This is a genomic window from Methyloversatilis discipulorum, assembly GCF_018780585.1.
In the GTDB taxonomy this organism is placed as follows: Bacteria; Pseudomonadota; Gammaproteobacteria; order Burkholderiales; family Rhodocyclaceae; genus Methyloversatilis; species Methyloversatilis discipulorum_B.
The window spans coordinates 21737-40834 of the sequence record NZ_JADMJL010000039.1 but is presented as its reverse complement, the minus strand read 5'-3'; the positions used below and the strand labels follow the sequence as shown (position 1 = coordinate 40834).

At 68.2% G+C, this 19098-nt stretch carries 21 protein-coding genes; 6 read left to right on the top strand and 15 right to left on the bottom strand.

What is annotated here, in order from left to right:
- Positions 1 to 42 precede the first annotated feature (42 nt).
- Positions 43 to 756 (top strand): DNRLRE domain-containing protein, encoded by a 714-nt coding sequence (locus IV112_RS16695; protein ID WP_304005325.1) that lies wholly within the window; start codon positions 43 to 45, stop codon positions 754 to 756.
- 53 nt (positions 757 to 809) lie between these two features.
- Here IV112_RS16695 and IV112_RS16690 read toward each other — a convergent pair whose 3' ends face one another.
- From IV112_RS16690 to IV112_RS16665, 6 genes are all read right to left on the bottom strand, one after another.
- Positions 810 to 1691, bottom strand: coding sequence for an alpha/beta hydrolase (locus tag IV112_RS16690; protein WP_304005324.1), 882 nt, complete (start codon positions 1689 to 1691; stop codon positions 810 to 812).
- Positions 1692 to 1767: 76 nt separating this feature from the next.
- Complete coding sequence (ubiA, locus tag IV112_RS16685) at positions 1768 to 2631, bottom strand: 4-hydroxybenzoate octaprenyltransferase (protein ID WP_304005321.1); 864 nt, start codon at positions 2629 to 2631, stop codon at positions 1768 to 1770.
- Positions 2628 to 3170 (bottom strand): chorismate--pyruvate lyase family protein, encoded by a 543-nt coding sequence (locus tag IV112_RS16680; RefSeq protein WP_304005319.1) that lies wholly within the window; start codon positions 3168 to 3170, stop codon positions 2628 to 2630. Before IV112_RS16680 ends, ubiA begins: the two co-directional genes overlap by 4 nt.
- A 62-nt stretch (positions 3171 to 3232) precedes the next feature.
- A complete protein-coding gene (locus tag IV112_RS16675) occupies positions 3233 to 3580 on the bottom strand; it encodes a hypothetical protein (RefSeq protein WP_304005317.1) in 348 nt (115 codons plus the stop codon).
- 68 nt (positions 3581 to 3648) lie between these two features.
- On the bottom strand, positions 3649 to 3843 hold the full coding sequence (gene ccoS, locus IV112_RS16670; protein ID WP_304005314.1) for a cbb3-type cytochrome oxidase assembly protein CcoS: 195 nt from the start codon (positions 3841 to 3843) through the stop codon (positions 3649 to 3651).
- The gene (locus tag IV112_RS16665; protein ID WP_304005312.1) at positions 3843 to 6326 is read right to left on the bottom strand and encodes a heavy metal translocating P-type ATPase; all 2484 of its coding nucleotides are present in this window, start codon (positions 6324 to 6326) and stop codon (positions 3843 to 3845) included. Before IV112_RS16665 ends, ccoS begins: the two co-directional genes overlap by 1 nt.
- Positions 6327 to 6574: 248 nt before the next feature.
- Between IV112_RS16665 and cfa the strand changes: the two genes are divergently transcribed.
- A complete protein-coding gene (gene cfa, locus IV112_RS16660; protein ID WP_304005310.1) occupies positions 6575 to 7741 on the top strand; it encodes a cyclopropane fatty acyl phospholipid synthase in 1167 nt (388 codons plus the stop codon).
- A gap of 14 nt (positions 7742 to 7755) precedes the next feature.
- On the opposite strand, the gene IV112_RS16655 is transcribed toward cfa, so the two are convergent.
- The gene (locus IV112_RS16655; RefSeq protein WP_024300815.1) at positions 7756 to 9111 is read right to left on the bottom strand and encodes an N-acetylmuramoyl-L-alanine amidase; all 1356 of its coding nucleotides are present in this window, start codon (positions 9109 to 9111) and stop codon (positions 7756 to 7758) included.
- Positions 9060 to 9572 carry a tRNA (adenosine(37)-N6)-threonylcarbamoyltransferase complex ATPase subunit type 1 TsaE gene (gene tsaE, locus IV112_RS16650; protein WP_304005307.1) on the bottom strand — a complete coding sequence of 171 codons (513 nt, stop codon included), beginning with the start codon at positions 9570 to 9572 and terminating at the stop codon, positions 9060 to 9062. The genes IV112_RS16655 and tsaE overlap by 52 nt, the downstream gene beginning before the upstream one ends.
- Positions 9573 to 9626: 54 nt before the next feature.
- Here tsaE and queG point away from each other — a divergent pair, with 54 nt between their 5' ends.
- Both queG and IV112_RS16640 read left to right on the top strand, forming a co-directional pair.
- Positions 9627 to 10706: a tRNA epoxyqueuosine(34) reductase QueG gene (gene queG / locus IV112_RS16645; RefSeq protein WP_304005329.1), complete on the top strand. Its 1080-nt coding sequence runs from the start codon at positions 9627 to 9629 to the stop codon at positions 10704 to 10706.
- On the top strand, positions 10703 to 10903 hold the full coding sequence (locus IV112_RS16640) for a SlyX family protein (protein ID WP_019916815.1): 201 nt from the start codon (positions 10703 to 10705) through the stop codon (positions 10901 to 10903). The genes queG and IV112_RS16640 overlap by 4 nt, the downstream gene beginning before the upstream one ends.
- A 9-nt stretch (positions 10904 to 10912) precedes the next feature.
- Here IV112_RS16640 and gluQRS read toward each other — a convergent pair whose 3' ends face one another.
- Positions 10913 to 11797 carry a tRNA glutamyl-Q(34) synthetase GluQRS gene (gene gluQRS, locus IV112_RS16635; protein WP_304005302.1) on the bottom strand — a complete coding sequence of 295 codons (885 nt, stop codon included), beginning with the start codon at positions 11795 to 11797 and terminating at the stop codon, positions 10913 to 10915.
- Positions 11798 to 11836: 39 nt separating this feature from the next.
- Here gluQRS and trxA point away from each other — a divergent pair, with 39 nt between their 5' ends.
- On the top strand, positions 11837 to 12214 hold the full coding sequence (gene trxA, locus IV112_RS16630; protein WP_020165826.1) for a thioredoxin: 378 nt from the start codon (positions 11837 to 11839) through the stop codon (positions 12212 to 12214).
- 30 nt (positions 12215 to 12244) lie between these two features.
- On the opposite strand, the gene IV112_RS16625 is transcribed toward trxA, so the two are convergent.
- A complete protein-coding gene (locus tag IV112_RS16625; RefSeq protein WP_304005294.1) occupies positions 12245 to 12889 on the bottom strand; it encodes a glutathione S-transferase family protein in 645 nt (214 codons plus the stop codon).
- Between the two features lie 232 nt (positions 12890 to 13121).
- Between IV112_RS16625 and IV112_RS16620 the strand changes: the two genes are divergently transcribed.
- On the top strand, positions 13122 to 14948 hold the full coding sequence (locus IV112_RS16620; protein ID WP_304005291.1) for a thioredoxin domain-containing protein: 1827 nt from the start codon (positions 13122 to 13124) through the stop codon (positions 14946 to 14948).
- Positions 14949 to 14969: 21 nt separating this feature from the next.
- Here IV112_RS16620 and IV112_RS16615 read toward each other — a convergent pair whose 3' ends face one another.
- The 5 genes from IV112_RS16615 to IV112_RS16595 form a co-directional block, all read right to left on the bottom strand.
- The gene (locus IV112_RS16615) at positions 14970 to 15467 is read right to left on the bottom strand and encodes a DUF1579 domain-containing protein (RefSeq protein WP_304005288.1); all 498 of its coding nucleotides are present in this window, start codon (positions 15465 to 15467) and stop codon (positions 14970 to 14972) included.
- Positions 15468 to 15614: 147 nt separating this feature from the next.
- Complete coding sequence (gene ychF / locus IV112_RS16610) at positions 15615 to 16706, bottom strand: redox-regulated ATPase YchF (protein ID WP_304005285.1); 1092 nt, start codon at positions 16704 to 16706, stop codon at positions 15615 to 15617.
- A 15-nt stretch (positions 16707 to 16721) separates the two neighbouring features.
- Entirely contained in the window at positions 16722 to 17348 is a 627-nt protein-coding gene (pth, locus tag IV112_RS16605) for an aminoacyl-tRNA hydrolase (protein ID WP_304005282.1), read from the bottom strand.
- 9 nt (positions 17349 to 17357) lie between these two features.
- Positions 17358 to 17966, bottom strand: coding sequence for a 50S ribosomal protein L25/general stress protein Ctc (locus IV112_RS16600; RefSeq protein WP_304005279.1), 609 nt, complete (start codon positions 17964 to 17966; stop codon positions 17358 to 17360).
- Positions 17967 to 18027: 61 nt separating this feature from the next.
- Positions 18028 to 18978: a ribose-phosphate pyrophosphokinase gene (locus IV112_RS16595; RefSeq protein ID WP_019916805.1), complete on the bottom strand. Its 951-nt coding sequence runs from the start codon at positions 18976 to 18978 to the stop codon at positions 18028 to 18030.
- Positions 18979 to 19098 lie beyond the last annotated feature (120 nt).

Below are 19098 nucleotides of genomic sequence, written 5' to 3'. Positions count from 1 at the left end.
CGGCGCACCAGCGCCGGCCCTTTCCGATTCGAGAGGCTTCCCATGTTGAGCAAATCCCTGATCGCGGCCGCACTGTTCGCGGCCGCACCGGCGTTCGCCGCGACCTATACCTTCCAGCAGGGCGCCGGCGGCTACGACGGCACGATGGACGTGACGCTGTACAGCAGCGACCCCGATGCAAGCAGCGGCTACGAGCAGGAAGTGAGCATCGACGCGTCGGACAACGGTTCGCCGAACCACGTACTGCTGCGCTTCGACAATCTGTTCGGCAGCGCCGCCAACCAGATCAAGACCGGCGAAACCGTGGTGTCGGCCACGCTGACGCTGCAGATCACCAGCGCCGGCAGCGGCATCCGCTTCTACGACATGCTGAGCGACTGGAACTCGGCATCGGCCACCTGGAACACGATGGGCGACGGCATCCAGACCGACGGACTGGAAGCGGCCATGCTGCCCTTCCTGACCGTCGGCGCGGACAGCGGCGATGCCAACATCGAATCCGGCACGCTGGTGCTGGACTTCACCGATGCGCTGCGCCGCATGCAGGACGGCGGCGTGCCGGGCTACGGCTGGGCGCTGCTGCCCTTCATGCCGAACGGCACCAATGGCGTCGACTTCTACAGCGCCGAGGGCTTCATGGTCAGCGATCGTCCGCTGCTGACGGTCGAGGTCGCGCCGGTGCCGGAACCGGAGACCTACGCGCTGCTGCTGGCCGGGCTGGGCCTGATCGGTCTGCGCGCCCGTCGCCGCGGCTGAAACGAGCGGGGCTGACGTAGAGAGAACGCGGGGCTCACGGGCCCCGCGTTTTTCTATTTCAGCGCACCGACGTCGCGCAGGAAGGCATCGACCTGCCGCGTGTAGTCGCCGGGCAGGCCCAGCTGTTCGTTGATGTCGCCGTGCGAAAGATTGAGCGGCAGCTCGTCGATGCGGCCGCCGGTTTCGCGCACCCGCTGGGCGAACACCTTCACCTGGTCGCAGGCCTGGCGGCGCCGGCTTGAGCACACCGCCAGCCACGGCGCGGTCGGCGCGGCGAGCTGGTGCAGCGGCGAGGTCGCGGGCCAGAAGGCGGGGTCCTTGCCGAAAGCGTCGTCGAACAGGCCGGCATGGCGTTCCTTCATCAGGCGTTCGACGTCGAGCGCACCGCTGTCGAGCAGCACGCTAACCAGCCATCTCAGATCGCCACGTGGCGCGGCGGCCAGCAAGGCCACCAGATGCGCACCGGCCGAATGCCCCATCAGCACGAAGCGCGACGGATCGCCGCCCCAGGAGGGCGCCAGCGATTGCGCCCTGGCCAGTGCGGCCGCTACGTCGTCGCGCTGTGTCAGCACGTCGGCGTCGGGCAGCATGCGGTAATTGACCGACACGACGATGACGCCAGCCGGCAGCCAGTGCGCCAGCTTGTTGCCGATCAGCCGGCCGTGCGCCTTGTCGCCGCGACGCCAGCCACCGCCGTGCACGAGGAAGAGCACCGGCGCGTCGCGGGCGCCGTCGGGAATGTAGACGTCCATGCGCTGGTCGGCATGCTCGCCGTAGGCGATATTGCGTTGCGCGCGGCTGCCGGCGGGCAGGCGGACCTCGGCTCCGCTGTCGGCGCGCCGCTCCGCCAAACGCTCGCGCAGCGGCCCCGCCTGCGCGTCGAAGATGCACAGCAGTGCGGCCGCAGCAAGACCCACGGCGCTCATCCTCTTCATGTCGCTCTCCTGTTGCCGGGCCGGACGCGCCCCGTCCAGGTAGACGCGGGTCGGCGGCCCGCCTTACGCCGCCGCGTCAACGCAAGGCGTAGTCGGCGACGATGCCGGCGAACACCGCGGCGCCCAGCCAGTTGTTGTGCAGGAAGGCGCGGAAGCAGCGCGCGCGGTCGCGGTCGCGGATCAGCGTCCAGTGATAGACGGCGATGCCGGCCGCAATCGCCAGCCCGACGTAGTAGGGCCCGCGCAGCCCTTCGAGCCGGCCGTAGAGCGCCAGCAGCGCCAGCGTGATCGCATAGCAGGCCATCACTGCCGCGACGTCGAAGCGGCCAAAGGTGATGGCCGAGGTGCGGATGCCGATCTTCAGATCGTCCTCGCGATCGACCATTGCGTACTCGGTGTCGTAGGCGACCGCCCAGAACACATTCGCCGCCAGCAGCAGCCAGGCTTCCATCGGCACCGTGTACAGCTGCGCCGCATAGGCCATCGGGATACCAAAGCCGAAAGCAATGCCGAGATAGGCCTGCGGAATGGCGAAGAAGCGCTTGGTGAAGGGGTAGCTGGCGGCCAGGAAGAGCGCGGCGAAGGACAGCAGGATGACCAGCCGGTGCAGCGGCAGGATGAGGATGAAGGCGAACAGCGCCAGCCCGGCCGCCAGCAGCAGCGCCTCGCGCGTGCCGACCTCGCCAGTGGCCAGCGGGCGGTTCTTCGTGCGCTCGACGTGACCATCGAAATTGCGGTCGGCATAGTCGTTGATGACGCAGCCGGCGCTGCGCATCAGCACCGTGCCGAGCATGAATATCCAGACGATGAAGGCGGACGGTTTGCCGCCGCCGGACACCCACAGTGCCCACAGTGTGGGCCAGGCGAGCAGCAGGATGCCGATCGGCTTGTCCAGCCGCATCAGGCGTTCCCAGGCATTCAGGCGGGCAAGCAGGTTCATGGCGCGAGTTCCGAAATGGCCGGCAGGAAAACTTCGGTCACCAGCAGCGGCCGGCCCCTGCGTACGAACAGCGAACGGCGCGCCCACAGCGGGCCGCTCACCGCGATGCCTTCGGCCAGCACACGCCGGTACAGCGGGTGGCGGGCGTCGAGCCGTCGCGCGGCCAACGGCGAGCGGGCGATGCGCGCATCGGCGAACAGCAGCGCGCCGAGCGGCCGCGTGCCGACGCCGGCGAACATGTGCCAGACGCCGCGCACATCACGCATGTTGACCACGCTGTGCGCGAACACCACTGGCACGCCGTCGGCGTGCAGCAGCACCTCGCGCGACAGCGCCGGCGCCCGGCCGCTGCCGAGCAGACAGGCCTCGTCGGCCGCCAGCGCGGCGCGACCGGTGCGCAGCGGCTGCACCGCGAAGTGCCGGCAGCGCGCCCTGATGCGTGAGGTCAGCGAATGAGGATCGGTCAGCCAGCCGCGCAGTGCCGCCGGCATGAATAGCGCCGGCGAACGCCACGCGTCGCCGGCTCGATGAAAGGACATTTATTGCGACGCAGTCTTCGGGCCCGGCCTGCATGATAGCCGCGGCAGGCTGCGCCGGCGCGTCAGGCGATCTGCAGCGGACCGTGGTCGTCGCAGTGATCGCCGTGCGGATGGTGCAGATGACCGTCGACCAGGTAATCGACGTGGTCGCCGTGCGGCACCGCTTCGTGGCCGCAGCCGGGCCCATGCACATGACCTGCGCCATGGCCGGCACAGTGATGCTGCGGTGTGCAGCCGTCCGGGTTGGCAGCGCTGACGGCGATCACGTGCTCGTCGACATGGTCGCCATGCACGTGATGCAGGTGGCCGTCATGCAGGAAATCGACGTGGCCTTCGTGGCGCACCGCGGTGTGACCGCATTGCGGGCCGTGCTGGTGCTCGTGATGGGCGTGCTGGGTGCAACGGGTCATCGGCGCTCTCCGGTCGGTGGGTGCATCCGCACTATAGACAGGAAATGACGCCTCGACCGCCTCGGGCGTCACACCTTGCGGTCGTCCTTGCCGGCCGCCGGTGTATCGTCGATGGTCTGCGCGCGGTCGTCGTCCATCAACATGCGGTGCGCCGGCCCTTCGAGGTCGTCGAACTGGCCGCTGCGCGCCGACCAGATGAACACAGCGCCGATGCCCAGCGCGATCAGTACCGACATCGGCACCAGCAACCACAGGATGTCCATCAGTTCCGCTCCTTTGCCCGCCGCTGCAGACGCAGTGCGTTGAGCACCACCATCAGCGAACTGAGCGACATGCCGATGCCGGCCATCCACGGCGTGATCCAGCCCAGCATCGCCGGCGGGATTGCCAGCAGATTGTAGGCAAAGGCCCAGCGCAGGTTCTGCCGCACGATGGCCAGCGTGGCCTGGGCGGTGTCGAGCCCGCGGATGAGCGCGTCGAAACGTTCGGACAGCAGCACCAGATCGCCCTGGGCGCGCGCCAGCTCGGTGCCGCCGCCCATCGCGACCGACACCTGGGCCTGCGCCAGCACCGGCGCGTCATTGACGCCGTCGCCCAGCATGGCGACGACGGCACCGCGCTGCTGCAACGCTTCTATATAGGCGCGCTTGCCCTCCGGCGTCATCCGCGCGTGTGCGTCGGCGATGCCCAGTTCCTGCGCCAGCGCCTCGACCGGTGCGTGTGCGTCGCCCGACAGCAGGCTGACCGCGATGCCGCGCTCGCGCAGGTGCGCCAGCAATTCGGGTGCCCCGGATCGCACGGCATCGCTGAGATCGAAGCGCGCCAGCAGACCGCGTTCGTCGCCCAGCCACACCGGCGTCGCGATGCCCGACGGCGAGTCCGGAAGCGGCGCCCCGGACAGCGCGCAAACGTAGTCCGCGCTGCCCAGCCGCAGACGGCGGCCGGCAATGACGCCCTGCACGCCCTGTCCGGTCACCGCCGACAGCTCGTCGACGGCCGGTCGCACCTGCTCACCGGCCGCGGCGCGCAGCGCACGCGCGATCGGGTGAGTGGACGGCCCTTCCAGCGCCGCGGCCAGCGCGGTGGCCTGCATGGCGTCGATGTCGCCCATCAGTTCGACCGTCTGCAAGGCCATGACGCCGGTGGTGAGCGTGCCGGTCTTGTCGAACACGACGTGGGTGACGCGCGCCAGCGTTTCGATCGCGTGCGCGCGGGTCACCAGCAGTCCGCTGCGCGACAGCACGCCGGTGCCGACGGTCAGCGCCGCCGGTGTGGCCAGCGACAGCGCGCACGGGCAACTGACGACCAGCACCGCGACGAAGACGGAAAGCGCCTGCGACGGGTCCAGCCACAGCCAGACGCCGGCGGTCAGCACGGCCAGCACGATGAGCGCCTTGACGAAATGAACGGCGATGCGATCGGCGAACTGCACCACCTCGGGCCGGCTGGCCGAAGCACGGCCGATCAGCCGGCGGATCGCCGCCAGCCGCGTCGCCTCGCCGACCTGCTCCACCGCCAGCACCACCGGCGAGCCGATGTTTACGCTGCCGCCGACCACGCGGTCGCCGGGGCCGCGGCCCTGCGGTTTCGACTCGCCGGTGAGCAGGCTTTCATCGACCTCGCTGCGGCCATCGACCAGACGGCCGTCGGCCGGAAACACCTCGCCGGCGGCGACCACGACGTGGTCGCCCGCCAGCAGTCGCGCCACCGGCACCGCCTCGGTCGCCGTTCCCGGCCACGCGGTGAAACGGTGCGCCAGCGCCGGCATCACGCGCGCCAGTTCCTCGACGCCGCGCACCGCACGCTGGCGCGCCAGCATTTCGAGATAGCGCCCGCCCAGCAACAGGAACACGAACATCGTGACCGAATCGAAATACACCTCACCCGAATGCGTCACCGTTGCCCACAGGCTGGCGATGAAGGCGGCGCCGATGCCGAGCGCGACCGGCAGGTCCATACCGACGCGCTTCGCCGCCAGATCGCGCAGCGCGCGCGAGAAGAAGGGGGCGGCCGAGTAGCACACGACGGGGGCCGTCAGCACCAGACTGGCCCAGCGCATCAGCGCGGCGATGCTGCCCGGCAGTTCGGCGTCGCCGGCGGTGTATTCCGGCCACGCGTACATCATCACCTGCATCATGCCCAGCCCGGCCACCGCCAGGCGCCACAGCGCGTCGCGTCGCTCGCTGCGGGCGACCGACTCGGCGTGTGCGCGGTCGTTCGGCCACGCTTCGTAGCCGATCTCGGTCACCGCCCGCAGGATGGCCGACAGCTGCACCCGGGCCGGGTCCCAGACGACGCGCGCACGGCGCGTCGCGTAATTGATTTCGAGCACCAGCACACCTGGCAGGCGGCCGACGTGCTGCTCGTTCAGCCACACGCAGGCGGCACAGCGTATGCCCTCGATGATGAGCAGCGCCTCGCGCGCGTCGGCGCAGTCCGCGTGGGCGACGGTGCGGACGAAATCGGCCTGCACTTCCGGCAGGTCGTATACCGCCAGGTCACGCGCACCGCCGTCGGGTGCCGCTTCGGGCAAGGCGTCGCGGTGGGCGTAGAAAGCGTCCAGACCGCCGCCGGAGATGGCTTCGGCGACCGCCGCACAGCCGGCGCAGCACATCGGCCTGTCCTCACCGGCGACGCGGACGCGGTAGCGCACCGGGCCGTCGACCGGCAGCCCGCAGTGATAACAGGCCGTCGTCGCAGCGGCCGCATCCGGGCTCAGGTTCAGCGGTGATTCCGGCGCGTTCATCACGGGGACAGGGTTCGAATCATGGGCTCACATTCTAGGCGGCTGCGCACCGGCCGCCCATGACGTGAGTCAAGCGCGCGCCGGCACGCCATTTCAGGGTTTTCACGCCGGGCAACCGGACGAAAGCTTGACCTGGGACATTGCGAAGACGCTTACCTTGGACTACGTCTAAATTTTCAGGCGGCAACGCCGGCTGCCTGCTTACGGTCACTTTTTTCCTGCCTTCGCCCCGACGAGGAAGACCACGGATGAAAAGAGAAGCGTTCGAACAACCGGCCGCCGCGCCCGCGCCGGCCCCCTCGCCGCGCCTGCGGCTGCTGACCAGCCTGCTCGCCGACGCCGGCATCACGCTCGACGGCGAAGCGCCCTGCGACCTGCAGATGCACCACCCTCGCCTGCCCGAGCGCGTGTTCGCATACGGCAGCCTCGGTCTGGGCGAAGCCTATATGGATGGCGACTGGGACGCCGGCCGGCTCGACGAATTCTTCGCCCGCCTGCTGCGCGCCCGGCTGGACACGCGGGTCAAGCCGGCATCGCTGCTGATGCACGCCTTCAGCGCCCGCCTGCTGAACCGGCAGACGCCGCGTCGCGCCTGGCAGGTCGGCGAACGCCACTACGACCTCGGCAACGATTTCTACGCGGCGATGCTGGACCCGCGCATGACCTACACCTGCGGCTACTGGCAGGACGCCGCCGACCTCGCGTCGGCGCAGGAGGCCAAGCTCGAACTGATCTGCCGGAAGCTGGACCTGCGCCCCGGCATGCACCTGCTGGACATCGGTTGCGGCTGGGGCAGCCTGCTCGGCTACGCCGCCGAGCACCACGGCGTGCGCGGCACCGGCGTCACCGTATCGCGCGAACAGGCCGAGTGGGCACAGCAACGCTACGCCGGACTGCCGGTCGAGTTCCGGCTGCAGGACTATCGCGAACTCAACGGCAGCGAAACCTTCGACCGGGTAGCCAGCGTCGGCATGTTCGAGCACGTCGGCCGGCGCAACTTCCGCACCTTCATGCAGGTGGTGCGGCGCGCACTGGCGCCTGACGGGCTGGCGCTGCTGCATACGATAGGCAAGAACACGCGGCGCGGCGTCACGGACCCCTGGATAGACCGCTACATCTTCCCCAACGGCGAGCTGCCGTCGATCGGCCAGATCGGCGACGCGGTCGATGATGTATTCGTGGTGGAGGACCTGCACAACTTCGGCGCCGACTACGACCGCACGCTGATGGCCTGGCACGCGAACTTCGAAGCCGCCTGGCCGCAGTTCGCCGAGCGCCTCGGCGAACGCTTCCGCCGCATGTGGCGCTACTACCTGCTGTCCTGCGCCGGCGCTTTCCGCGCGCGCGACATCCAGCTGTGGCAGTGGGTGCTGTCGCCGAGAGGCGTGGCAGGCGGCTACCGCAGCGTGCGCTGAATGCCGCCGGCCGCTTACAGCGACGCCAGCCGCGACTTGGCCATCGGCGGATTCTTTGCCAGATAGCGGCGGATGCCACGCAGGATGGCGTCGGCCAGCTTGTCCTGGTAGGCGTCGTCGGTCAGCCGCTTCTCTTCTTCCGGGTTGGAAATGAAGGCGGTCTCGACCAGGATGGACGGGATGTCCGGCGCCTTCAGCACGGCGAAACCGGCCTGCTCGACATGCGGCTTGTGCAGCGTGTTCACACCGCCCAGTTCGCCCAGCACGGCGCGGCCCAGCTTCATCGAATCGTTCATCGTCGCCGTCTGCGACAGGTCGAGCAGCGTGCGCGCGAGATAGGGGTCCTTGACGTCGAGATTGACGCCGCCGATCAGGTCGGCCGAGTTCTCGCGCTGCGCCAGCCAGCGCGCGGCCGAACTGGTGGCGCCACGGTCGGACAGCACGAACACCGAACTGCCGCGCGCGTCCGGCCGCACGAAGGCGTCGGCGTGGATGGACACGAACAGGTCGGCGCGCACGCGGCGCGCCTTGGCGACGCGCGTGCCCAGCGGCACGAAGAAATCGGCGTCGCGCGTCAGCACCGCGCGCATCGTCGGGTCGGCGTCTATCTTCTTCTGCAGGCGCTGTGCCACTTCCAGCGTCACGTTCTTCTCGTAGCTGCCGCCACGGCCAACCGCACCGGGGTCTTCGCCGCCATGGCCGGGGTCGAGCACGATGGTGACGAGGCGACTCACGTCGACCTCCGTCTTCTTGCTGCCCGCATCGCGCGACGCGGTCTGATTCGCTGGTTCGGGTGCCGGCTCGGCCGCCTGCGACTGTGCAGGCGCGTCGGGCTGGTCGGGTGCGACGTCGCCCTGGTACTGGATGTCGCCCTGACGCGCGAGCTGCATCAGCGGGTCGATGGGCTGCGACGGATAGATGTCCATCACCAGCCGGTGACCGTACTGACCGACCGGCGCCAGCGTGAATACCTGCGGCTTCACCTCGGTCTTCAGCTCCATCACCAGCCGCACCACGCCCGGCTTGTTGCGGCCGGCGCGGATGAGCTTGATGTAGGGATCGGTATCGGAAATCTTGCCCGGCAGGCTGCCGAGCACGTTGTTCAGCTCCACGCCCTCGATGTCGATCACCAGGCGTTCCGGGTTCTGCACGGTGAAGTGCGCGAACTTCAGCGCGTCGCGGGATTCCAGCGTGATGCGGGTATATTCCAGCGACGGCCAGACGCGGACGGCCAGCAGCGAGGTGGCGGCAGCGCGCCCGACCGGGCTCACCGACAGCAGCAGCGCAGCGCCGGAAAACCCGAGAAAATCGCGCCGGCTCAGGTCGCGGGCGGAAGTCCTTCCGCGGCGACGGACAAACGGCTTAAACATGCCCGACCTCCTTCGCTGCCGGCGGACAGCCGCGCACGGCGCGCTTCGCCGACCACGGCGAGCGCGATGCGCAGATCGGGCTGCGGCAGATGCGCGCCCGCCTTGTCCGGCCATTCGACCAGACAGACGCCCGCGCTTTCGCCGGTTTGCCCGAAGTATTCGTCCAGACCTGCTTCGATGAATTCATCCGGATGCGTGAAGCGATAAAAATCAAAGTGATACAACGGGAAGTTTAAGCTAGAAATAGCATACGATTCAAGCAAAGTGAAGGTCGGACTTTTTACCTTTCCCGTATGGCCCAGTGCCCTGAGCAGCCCGCGCACCAGCGTGGTCTTGCCGGCGCCCAGGTCGCCGTCCAGAAACACGCACAGGCCGGGCGCCAGCGCGCGCGCCAGTCGCGCGCCCAGCGCCTCGGTGGCGGCGGTGTCGGCGAGGTCCATCGTCAGGGTCGAATCATTCATGGCGGTCTGCGTGAAATCGGATTGGCCGCCATTATCCGCCCGGGTGGCGGCGCAATGAGTGGCGCGCTGCCCTGCAGCCCAGACGAGCTGGTGGCACGCATCCGCGATTGGGGGCGCGAACTGGGCTTTGCGTCGATCGGCATTTCCGGTGTCGATCTGGGCGAGGCGGAAACCCGGCTGCTTGACTGGCTGGCCGCCGGCCGCCACGGCGAACTGGACTACATGGAACGTCACGGCGCAATGCGTGCCCGCCCGGCCGAACTGGTGCCCGGCACGCTGTCGGTCATCAGCGCGCGCATGCCTTACTGGCCGGACGACGCCGAGGACGCGCAGGGCGTGCTGGACGATGGCGACCTCGGCTACGTGTCGCGTTACGCGCTCGGCCGCGATTACCACAAGGTGCTGCGCAACCGGCTGCAGAAGCTGGCGGAACGCATCGCGGGGGTGGTCGGCCCGTTCGGCCACCGTGCATTCACCGATTCCGCGCCGGTGCTCGAAGTGGAGATCGCCCGGCGCGCCGCGCTGGGCTGGCGCGGCAAGCACACGCTGCTGATCCACCGCGACGCCGGCTCGATGTTCTTTCTCGGCGAACTGTTTACCACGCTGCCGCTGCCGCCGGACGCGCCCCAGGCCGACCACTGCGGCACCTGCACCCGCTGCATCGACGTCTGCCCGACCGGCGCCATCGTCGCGCCCTACCAGCTGGACGCGCGGCTGTGCGTGTCCTACCTGACGATAGAACTGGATGGCCCGATCCCCGAACCACTGCGTCCCTTGATCGGCAACCGCATCTACGGCTGCGACGACTGCCAGCTGGTGTGCCCGTGGAACCGCCACGCGGTCAAGGCGGTCGAGCCCGACTTCGCGGTGCGCAACGGCCTGGACCGGGCTTCGCTGAGCGAGCTGTTCGCCTGGTCGGAGGACGAATTCAACCGCCGCCTCGAAGGCAGCGCGATCCGGCGCATCGGCCACGAACGCTGGCTGCGCAATATCGCAGTCGCGCTCGGCAACGCGCCGTCCTCCGCCGCCCACATCGCCGCGCTGCAGGCGCGCGCCGACCACGCCTCACCGGTCGTGCGCGAACACGTCGCCTGGGCGCTGGCCCGACAACATTCTCCGGACACACCGACATGACCGACCGCCTGAACGATCTCGAAGCCCGCATCGCGCTGATGGACGACATGCTGGACGCGCTGAACCGCACCGTGTTCGAGCAGCAGCGCGCGATCGAGTCACTGCAGCTGCAGCTCAAGCACGTCTATGCGCAGGTGCAGGGCATGCAGCCGGCCGAGCGCGCCGACGCGCAGCAGGACATTCCGCCGCACTACTGAGTCCGCCTGCTACGTCGCCCTGGACAGCGCGACCAGCGTCCACCGCTGCACCGCCCACGCGAGCAGATCCTCACGGCCCGAGGCCACAACGTCGGTTGGCGGCGGGTGGCGCAGAAAGGCGAGCGCCTCCGCCAGGTCGGTCAGCGCGTCGGCCGGTTCCAGCGCCGGCGCGCGTGTCTGCTTGGACAGCTTTTCGCCCTGCGCATCGAGCACCACCGGCACGTGTGCGTAGCGCGGCTGCGTCAGGCCGAGCGCGCGCTGCACCAGGATCTGCCGCGGCGTCGAGGTGAGCAGATCGGCGCCGCGCACGATGTCGGTCACGCCCTGGTCGGCGTCGTCCACCACCACCGCCAGCTGATAGGCGCAGTAGCCGTCGGCGCGCCACAGCACGAAATCGCCGGAATCCGCCGCGACGTCGATGGCGACGCGACCGCACAGCGCGTCGTCGAAGGCGACCTCGCCGACCGGCACGCGCAGCCGCCAGGCGCGCGGCAGCACATCGGCGCGGTCACGGCAGGTGCCGGGGTATCGCCGTGCGCCATCGGAAGCCAGCGGCTGCGACTCCAGATCACGGCGGGTGCAGGCGCAGCCATAGGCATCGCCCTGCGCCACCAGACGCTCCAGCGCGGCGCGGTACAGCGCGGTACGCCGGCTCTGCCACACGACCTCGCCGTCCCAGTGCAGGCCCAGCGCGTCGAGCTGGCGCAGGACGGTGTCGGCAGCCTCGGGCGAACAGCGCGGCTCGTCCACGTCCTCGATGCGCAACAGCCAGCGGCCGCCGACGGCGCGCGCGTCCAGCCAGCTGGCCAGCGCCGCCACCAGCGAACCCTTGTGCAGCGGACCGGTCGGACTGGGTGCAAAACGGCCGACATACAGCCGGTGCTCGGCTACCATGCCGGCTCGCCCCCGAGCGATTCACACCCAAGGACCCCCATGGCCACCATCGAACTTACCGAAGACAGCTTCAACAGCACGGTCGAGAACAACCCTTTCGTCATCATCGATTTCTGGGCCCCCTGGTGCGGCCCCTGCCGCAATTTTGCCCCGGTCTATGAAGCGGCGTCGGAAAAGTATCCGGACATCGTGTTCGCCAAGGTGAATACCGAAGAGGAACAGGGCATCGCCGCCGCCTTCGGCATCCGCTCGATTCCGACCCTGATGGTGTTCCGCGACCAGATCGTGCTGTACGGACAGCCGGGTGCGCTGCCCGCCGGTCAGTTCGAACAGCTGATCGAACAGGCCAAGGCGCTGGACATGGACAAGGTGCGCGCCGAAGTGGCCGCCCAGCAGAGCGACGGCGCGACTTCCTGATCGCGGCGGGTTGCCGGCGGAGCCGCCGGCTCAGCGATAGCCTTCTTCAGCCAGCACGCGCCGCACCACCGGCCGCTCGCGCATGCGCCGGTAGAACGCGAGACAGCGTGGCGGCAGCGGCAGGCCGATGCGGTCGGCCCAGAAGGTGACGTAGAACAGCGCCGCGTCGGCGACCGTCAGGTCGTCGCCGAACAGCCGGCCGTCGTCGTCAATGCGCGCATCGATCAGTGTGAAGGCCTCGTCCACCAGGGCCCGGCCCTGCGCCTTGACCGCCTCCAGCCACTGCGCCTCCGTCCCCTCGTGATCGCCCGCCGGCAGGTAGCGCTCGGGCGTGAAGATGCGGGTGTAGCCGGCGCCATGCACGGTGCCCACGGCACAGGTCATCAGATCGACGGCGCGCGCGGCGTCGAACGGCGACGCCGGCAGCAGCCGTGCGCGCGGGAACTGCCAGGCCAGCCACAGTGCGATGGACTGGAATTCGGTCAGCGCCGGGTCTTCGTCGATCTGCAGCGCCGGAATCGTGCCCTTCGGATTGATCGCCAGATACTCCGGGCGACGGTGATCGCCGGCAGGCAGGTTCACGACATACGCCTCGAACGGCAGCTCCAGATGTTCGAGCAGGATATGGATGCCGGTCGAGCATGAACCCGGCGTCATGTGGAAGCGCAATCGCATGGTCTGCCTCTGTCGGTGTGTGGCCGGCGTGCACCGCGCACGCCGCATTTCTCAAGTACCGCAAAGCAAGATGCATGCAGCGCATGCACGGATCTTGCTGAGCGACCCTCATCCGCCGGCCAGCGCGGATGCATAAGCCCGCTCGCCCGTCTGAATGTGGACTTTGGCGTACGCGGCTGTCCTCATTGTCGCGTTCGCGCCGGCCGTACCTGCCGCCCGCGAAGGACATCCGATGAGCACCGACACCGCACTCGCACCGCACAACCGACTGGCCGGTGAATCGTCCCCCTATCTGCAGCAGCACGCTGGCGATCCGGTGCACTGGTTTCCGTGGTGCGAGGCCGCCTTCGCCGAGGCGCGCCGGCTCGACTGCCCCATCCTGCTGTCGGTCGGCTACGCCTCCTGTCACTGGTGCCACGTGATGGCGCGAGAATCCTTTGCCGATCCGGCCACGGCTGCCGCAGTTAACGAGGGCTTCGTCGCCATCAAGGTGGACCGTGAGGAGCGACCGGACATCGACGGTCTCTACCAGCAGGCGCTGCAGCTGCTGCGTCGCGGCAACGGCGGCTGGCCGCTCACCGTCTTCCTGTCGCCGCAGGGCGTGCCCTTCTACGGCGGCACCTATTTCCCGCGCGAGGCGTCCGGTGGGCAGAGTGCGCTGCGCGACGTCCTGGCGTCGGTCAGCACCGTGTGGACCGAAAGGCGCGCCGATCTGGCGCGCCAGGACGAAGCGCTGATTGCGGCGCTGAGCGCCGCCCTGCCGCAGCCGACCGGCGCGCCGCTGGACCCGTCGGTGCAGGAGGAGGCGATACAGCAGCTGGCGGTGGCCTTCGACGCCCGGCACGGCGGCTTCGGCGGCGCGCCGAAGTTTCCGCATCCGACCGACCTCGACTTCCTGCTGCAGCTGGACAGCGACATCGGCACGCCGTCGCCGCGCGCGATGGCGCTGGAATCATTGCGTCACATCGCCGAGGGCGGTCTGTTCGATCAGCTCGGCGGCGGCTTCTTCCGCTACAGCGTCGACCCGGCCTGGCACATCCCGCACTTCGAGAAGATGCTGTGCGACAGCGCCATGCTGCTGCCGCTCTTCGCTGACGCCTGGAAGGCGACCGGCGACGGGCTGTTCCGGCGCGCAGCCGAAATGACGGTCGACTGGGCCATGCGAGAAATGCGCAGCGACGACGGACTGTTCTGCAGCGCGCAGGCGGCGGACGACGCTGCGGGTCGGGAAGGCGGCGTCTATGTGTGGGAGAACGCGGCACTACGTGAAGTGCTCTCGCCGGTCGAATGGGATCTGTGCGCCGCGCACTGGGGTCTGATCGACCCGCCCGGCTTCGAAGGAAAGTCTTGGCATCTGCGCGTCGCGCGCAGCGCCGAAAAGCTGGCCGACACCTTCGATCAACCGCTGGCGGCGGTGCAGGCGGTGATCGACGGCGCCCGGGGCCGCCTGCTGAACAGACGCGACGACCGTGAGCGCGCTGCGCGCGACAGCAAGACACCGACCGCCTGGAACGCGCTCATGGTGAAAGCTCTCGCGCATGCCGGCGCCGTATTCGGCCGCAGCGACTGGCTGGAGGCCGCGCGCACGAGCTTCGACGCGCTGCGCGCGGCACGCTGGCGCGACGACGTGGGCGGCGCCGACCGCCTGCAGTCGCTGCCCGGCATCGACGGCTTTCTCGACGACCACGCCTTCCTGCTGGATGCCGCACTGACGCTGCACGAAGCGATGCCGCACGACGGCGACCTCGCCTTCGCCACACAGCTGGCCGAGGTGATGCTGCTGCGTTTCGAAGACGACGACAGGGGCGGTTTCTTCTTCACCGCCCACGATGCGCTGCCGCTGTTCCACCGCAGCAAACCCGCGCTCGACGCCGCCACGCCCGGTGGCAACGGCGTCGCCGCGCTGGCCTTGATCAGGCTGGCACGGCGTACCGGCAACACGCGCTACGTGAACGCGGCCGAACGCTGCGTGCGCCTGTTCGCCGCCACCGTGCGGGCCGACCCGGCCAGCCATACCCGCCTGCTCATGGCCGCGCGCTGGCTGGACGAGGGACGTTGAGCGACGGCGCGGGCGCGTCGCTCACGCACCCTGCTGCCGGCGGTAACGGATGCGCATGATGGGCACCCAGTTGCCGGCGGCGTCCTCCATGTGCGAAGACAGCGTGCGTTCGTCCGGACCTACGACCTCTATCGTGTCACGGTAGCGCGCGGTGCCGCTGCCCGAGAAGGCCGGCCCTTCGCTGTACAGGGACAGCACGCGGCCGGCTGCGTCCAGTTCGCCCTCGTACTGCCACAGCGTCGTCATCATCGACCCTGCCCAGTTGCCGACGAAGCGGCCTCCGTTTCCGCGTGCGGGGTCGAAGCCCAGGGTCATCAGGGTGTAGGCCGCGCTGCCGTCCGGCATGTCACCGCGCCCCTCGAACAGCACCCACAGTTCGCCGAGCGCGCGCACCGTTTCGCTACCGCTCCAGCACGCGTCGTCCGCGGCCCCGTCGGCCACCGGTTCGCTCACTCCGCGCCATTCGCCCTCGAACTGCCTCAGCCATCGATGCTGATCCTGCGGCTCTGTATTCATCATGTTCCGACCCTCCTGTCTGTCGTGACGCTCATGCCCGTGATGCGGGTACACGAGGTAGACGGACCAGACCCGGAAGATTCGACAGTGGACGAAAAAAAGCCCCGGCGACCACGGGTCGCCAGGGCTTTTGCCAGAACGGCACTGCGCTCAGACGTTGAACAGGAAGTTCAGCACGTCGCCGTCCTTGACCACGTATTCCTTGCCTTCGGCGCGCATCTTGCCGGCTTCCTTCGCGCCCTGTTCGCCCTTGAAGGCGATGAAGTCGTCGAAGGCGATGGTCTGGGCGCGGATGAAACCGCGCTCGAAGTCGGTGTGGATGACGCCTGCCGCCTGCGGTGCGGTATCGCCCTTGTGGATGGTCCAAGCGCGCACTTCCTTCACGCCGGCGGTGAAGTAGGTCTGCAGGCCCAGCAGGTCGTAGCCGGCGCGGATGAGGCGGTTCAGGCCCGGCTCTTCGAGGCCGAGGTCGGCCAGGAAAGCCTTCTTGTCCTCGTCGTCGAGGTCGGCCAGTTCGGCTTCGATCTTCGCGCACACGGCCACCACCGGCGCGCCTTCCTTTCCCGCGAATTCACGCAGGCGGTCGAGATAGGGATTGTTCTCGAAACCGTCCTCGAGCACGTTGCCGACATACATGGCCGGCTTGATCGTCAGCAGGCACATCGGTTTGACGATGGCCTTGTCGTCGTCCGACAGGTTCAGCGTGCGCGCCGGCTTGCCTTCGTTCAGGTGCGGCAGCAGCTTTTCCAGCACGGCGACCAGCTTGGCGGCTTCCTTGTCGCCGGCGCGCGCCTTCTTGGTGTCGCGCGCGATGGTGCGCTCGACGGCGGCGAGGTCGGCCAGCGCCAGTTCGGTCACGATGGTTTCGATGTCGGCGATCGGGTCGACGCGGCCATTCACGTGCACCACGTTCTCGTCGTCGAAGCAGCGCACGACGTTCACGATGGCGTCGGTTTCACGGATGTTGGCGAGGAACTGGTTGCCCAGGCCTTCGCCCTTGCTGGCGCCAGCGACCAGACCGGCGATGTCGACGAATTCGACGATGGCCGGCTGTATCTTCTGCGGCTTCACGATTTCGGAAAGCTGCGCCAGACGCGGGTCCGGCACCTCGACGATGCCGACGTTGGGCTCGATCGTGCAGAACGGGTAGTTCTCGGCGGCGATACCGGCCTTGGTGAGCGCATTGAAAAGCGTGGACTTGCCGACGTTGGGCAGGCCGACGATGCCGCATTTGAGGCTCATGTCTGGATTCCTTGATTAGGCACTCTTGGGCGCCTTGCCGGCGCCGGGCTTCGCATTGAGCAGGGTGGACACACGCGTCCAGTCGCCGGCGGCAATCATCGGCCAGGCGTCGAGCGCGCGCTCGATGGCGGCGTCGATGTCGCGCTGTTCCTCGATGCGCGGACGGTTCAGTACATAGTCGGCCACTTCCGACCCCGGCGCCAGCTGACGCGGATGTCCGATGCCGATGCGCAGCCGCCAGTAGTCGTGCGTGGCCAGATGGGCGCTGATGTCTTTCAGTCCGTTGTGACCGCCGAGGCCACCGCCGAATTTCAGGCGCAGTTCGCCCGGCTGGATGTCGAGCTCATCGTGCACCACCAGTATTTCAGCCGGTGCGATGCGGAAGAAGCGGGCGAGCGCGCCGACCGACTGGCCGGAGCGGTTCATGAAGGTCTGCGGCAGCAGTATCGTGATGCCATCGGCACGCGACGAACCGGTGAAGCCGTTGAATCGCGCTTCACGGTTGAGCGTAACGCCCAGCTTGCGTGCCAGCCCCTCACAAAACCAAAACCCGGCGTTGTGCCGGGTTTCGGAATAGTCCGGACCGGGGTTGCCCAGTCCGACGACGAGCCGGGGCACGGCTTTGGAACCGTTCCCGGACATCGCCTGTGCTTACTTCTCTTCGCCGCCTTCGGCCGCGGCTTCGTCAGCCTTGGCGCCGCGCGGCAGCGTCAGCGTGACGATCACCGGGTCGGTGCCGTGGGTCAGCGCCTCGACGCCGGCCGGCAGCTTGATCTGCGACACGTGGATCGACTGGCCGACCGACAGGCCGGACAGGTCGACTTCGATGAATTCCGGCAGCTGGCTCGGCAGGCACTGCACGTCCAGTTCGTTCATCACGTGCGACACGATGCCACCCTGCAGCTTGACGCCCGGGGCCGCGTCGGCATTGACGAAGTGGAACGGCACCTTGGTGTGCAGCTTGTGCGTGGCATCGACGCGCTGGAAGTCGACGTGCAGCACCTGCAGCTTGTAGGCGTGCATCTGGGTGTCGCGCAGCAGCACGGTTTCCTTCGTGCCTTCGACGTTCAGCGTCAGCACGGATGCATGGAAAGCTTCCTTGCGCAGGGCGTGGAAGATTTCGTTGTGGTCGAGCGTGATCGGCGTGGCGGGCTTGTCGCCGCCGTAGATGATGGCCGGGACCTGGTCGGCGCGACGCAGGCGGCGGCTCGCTCCGGTGCCCTGCGCATCGCGCTTCTTGACGTTCATTTCGATGGACATGATGACTCCTGGTGGATGAAGGGTCGCCCGCGACCAGGCGACCCGGGGTGTCCCGCTTCAATTACTCCATGAAGAGGGACGAAACGGATTCCTCGTTGCTGATTCGCAGCAGGGTTTCGGCCAGCAGTTCGGCGATGGACACGACACGGATGCGGCCGCAGGCCTGGGCGGCCGGCGACAGCGGGATGGTGTCGGTCACGACCAGCTGGTCGAGGTCGGAATTCTGGATGCGATTGACGGCCTCGCCGGACAGCACGGCGTGGGTACAGTAGGCGAGCACGCGGGCGGCGCCGTGTTCCTTCAGCGCCTGCGCCGCCTTGCACAGCGTGCCGGCGGTGTCGACCATGTCGTCCATGATGACGCAGGTGCGGCCGGTGACGTCGCCGATGATGTTCATCACTTCCGACACGTTCGCCTTCGGGCGACGCTTGTCGATGATGGCCAGGTCGCATTCGAGGCGCTTGGCGAATGCGCGCGCGCGCACCACACCGCCGACGTCGGGCGAAACGGCCATCAGGTTCGGATATTCCTGCTTCCAGATGTCACCGAGCAGGATGGGCGTGGCGTAGATGTTGTCGACCGGGATGTCGAAGAAGCCCTGGATCTGGTCGGCGTGGAGGTCCACCGTCAGCAGGCGCTGCACGCCCACGGCCTGCAGCATGTTGGCCACCACCTTGGCGGTGATCGGCACGCGCGCGCTGCGCGGGCGGCGATCCTGGCGGGCGTAGCCGAAATAGGGCATCGCCGCGGTGATGCGGCCGGCCGAGGCGCGCTTCAGCGCATCGACCAGGATGACCAGTTCCATCAGGCTGTCGTTGGTCGGCGCACAGGTCGATTGCAGCACGAACACGTCCTTGCCGCGGACGTTCTCGAGGATTTCGACGTTGACTTCGCCGTCGGAGAAACGGCCCACCTGCGCGCGGCCGAGCGACATGTTGAGCCGCTTGGCAACATCCGCCGCCAGTTTGGGGTTGGCGTTGCCGGTAAAGATCATCAGGCTGTCGTAAGCCATGCTGCCTCGCGAAACTCGGTGATTGCTGAATTGAAACCGGGAGAACCGGTCCTGCTCTTTCCAGGCGGATGACCGGTTTCAACCCGTCGGCATGCCTGCTGCCCTGAAAACACATCGGGC

Bases quoted from the DNA above. Each gene is read 5' to 3' on its own strand.
- IV112_RS16695 (WP_304005325.1), top strand. From the start codon at position 43: ATGTTGAGCAAATCCCTGATCGCGGCCGCACTGTTCGCGGCCGCACCG.
- IV112_RS16690 (WP_304005324.1), bottom strand. From the start codon at position 1,691: ATGAAGAGGATGAGCGCCGTGGGTCTTGCTGCGGCCGCACTGCTGTGC.
- ubiA (WP_304005321.1), bottom strand. From the start codon at position 2,631: ATGAACCTGCTTGCCCGCCTGAATGCCTGGGAACGCCTGATGCGGCTG.
- IV112_RS16680 (WP_304005319.1), bottom strand. From the start codon at position 3,170: ATGTCCTTTCATCGAGCCGGCGACGCGTGGCGTTCGCCGGCGCTATTC.
- IV112_RS16675 (WP_304005317.1), bottom strand. From the start codon at position 3,580: ATGACCCGTTGCACCCAGCACGCCCATCACGAGCACCAGCACGGCCCG.
- ccoS (WP_304005314.1), bottom strand. From the start codon at position 3,843: ATGGACATCCTGTGGTTGCTGGTGCCGATGTCGGTACTGATCGCGCTG.
- IV112_RS16665 (WP_304005312.1), bottom strand. From the start codon at position 6,326: ATGAACGCGCCGGAATCACCGCTGAACCTGAGCCCGGATGCGGCCGCT.
- cfa (WP_304005310.1), top strand. From the start codon at position 6,575: ATGAAAAGAGAAGCGTTCGAACAACCGGCCGCCGCGCCCGCGCCGGCC.
- IV112_RS16655 (WP_024300815.1), bottom strand. From the start codon at position 9,111: ATGTTTAAGCCGTTTGTCCGTCGCCGCGGAAGGACTTCCGCCCGCGAC.
- tsaE (WP_304005307.1), bottom strand. From the start codon at position 9,572: ATGAATGATTCGACCCTGACGATGGACCTCGCCGACACCGCCGCCACC.
- queG (WP_304005329.1), top strand. From the start codon at position 9,627: ATGAGTGGCGCGCTGCCCTGCAGCCCAGACGAGCTGGTGGCACGCATC.
- IV112_RS16640 (WP_019916815.1), top strand. From the start codon at position 10,703: ATGACCGACCGCCTGAACGATCTCGAAGCCCGCATCGCGCTGATGGAC.
- gluQRS (WP_304005302.1), bottom strand. From the start codon at position 11,797: ATGGTAGCCGAGCACCGGCTGTATGTCGGCCGTTTTGCACCCAGTCCG.
- trxA (WP_020165826.1), top strand. From the start codon at position 11,837: ATGGCCACCATCGAACTTACCGAAGACAGCTTCAACAGCACGGTCGAG.
- IV112_RS16625 (WP_304005294.1), bottom strand. From the start codon at position 12,889: ATGCGATTGCGCTTCCACATGACGCCGGGTTCATGCTCGACCGGCATC.
- IV112_RS16620 (WP_304005291.1), top strand. From the start codon at position 13,122: ATGAGCACCGACACCGCACTCGCACCGCACAACCGACTGGCCGGTGAA.
- IV112_RS16615 (WP_304005288.1), bottom strand. From the start codon at position 15,467: ATGATGAATACAGAGCCGCAGGATCAGCATCGATGGCTGAGGCAGTTC.
- ychF (WP_304005285.1), bottom strand. From the start codon at position 16,706: ATGAGCCTCAAATGCGGCATCGTCGGCCTGCCCAACGTCGGCAAGTCC.
- pth (WP_304005282.1), bottom strand. From the start codon at position 17,348: ATGTCCGGGAACGGTTCCAAAGCCGTGCCCCGGCTCGTCGTCGGACTG.
- IV112_RS16600 (WP_304005279.1), bottom strand. From the start codon at position 17,966: ATGTCCATCGAAATGAACGTCAAGAAGCGCGATGCGCAGGGCACCGGA.
- IV112_RS16595 (WP_019916805.1), bottom strand. From the start codon at position 18,978: ATGGCTTACGACAGCCTGATGATCTTTACCGGCAACGCCAACCCCAAA.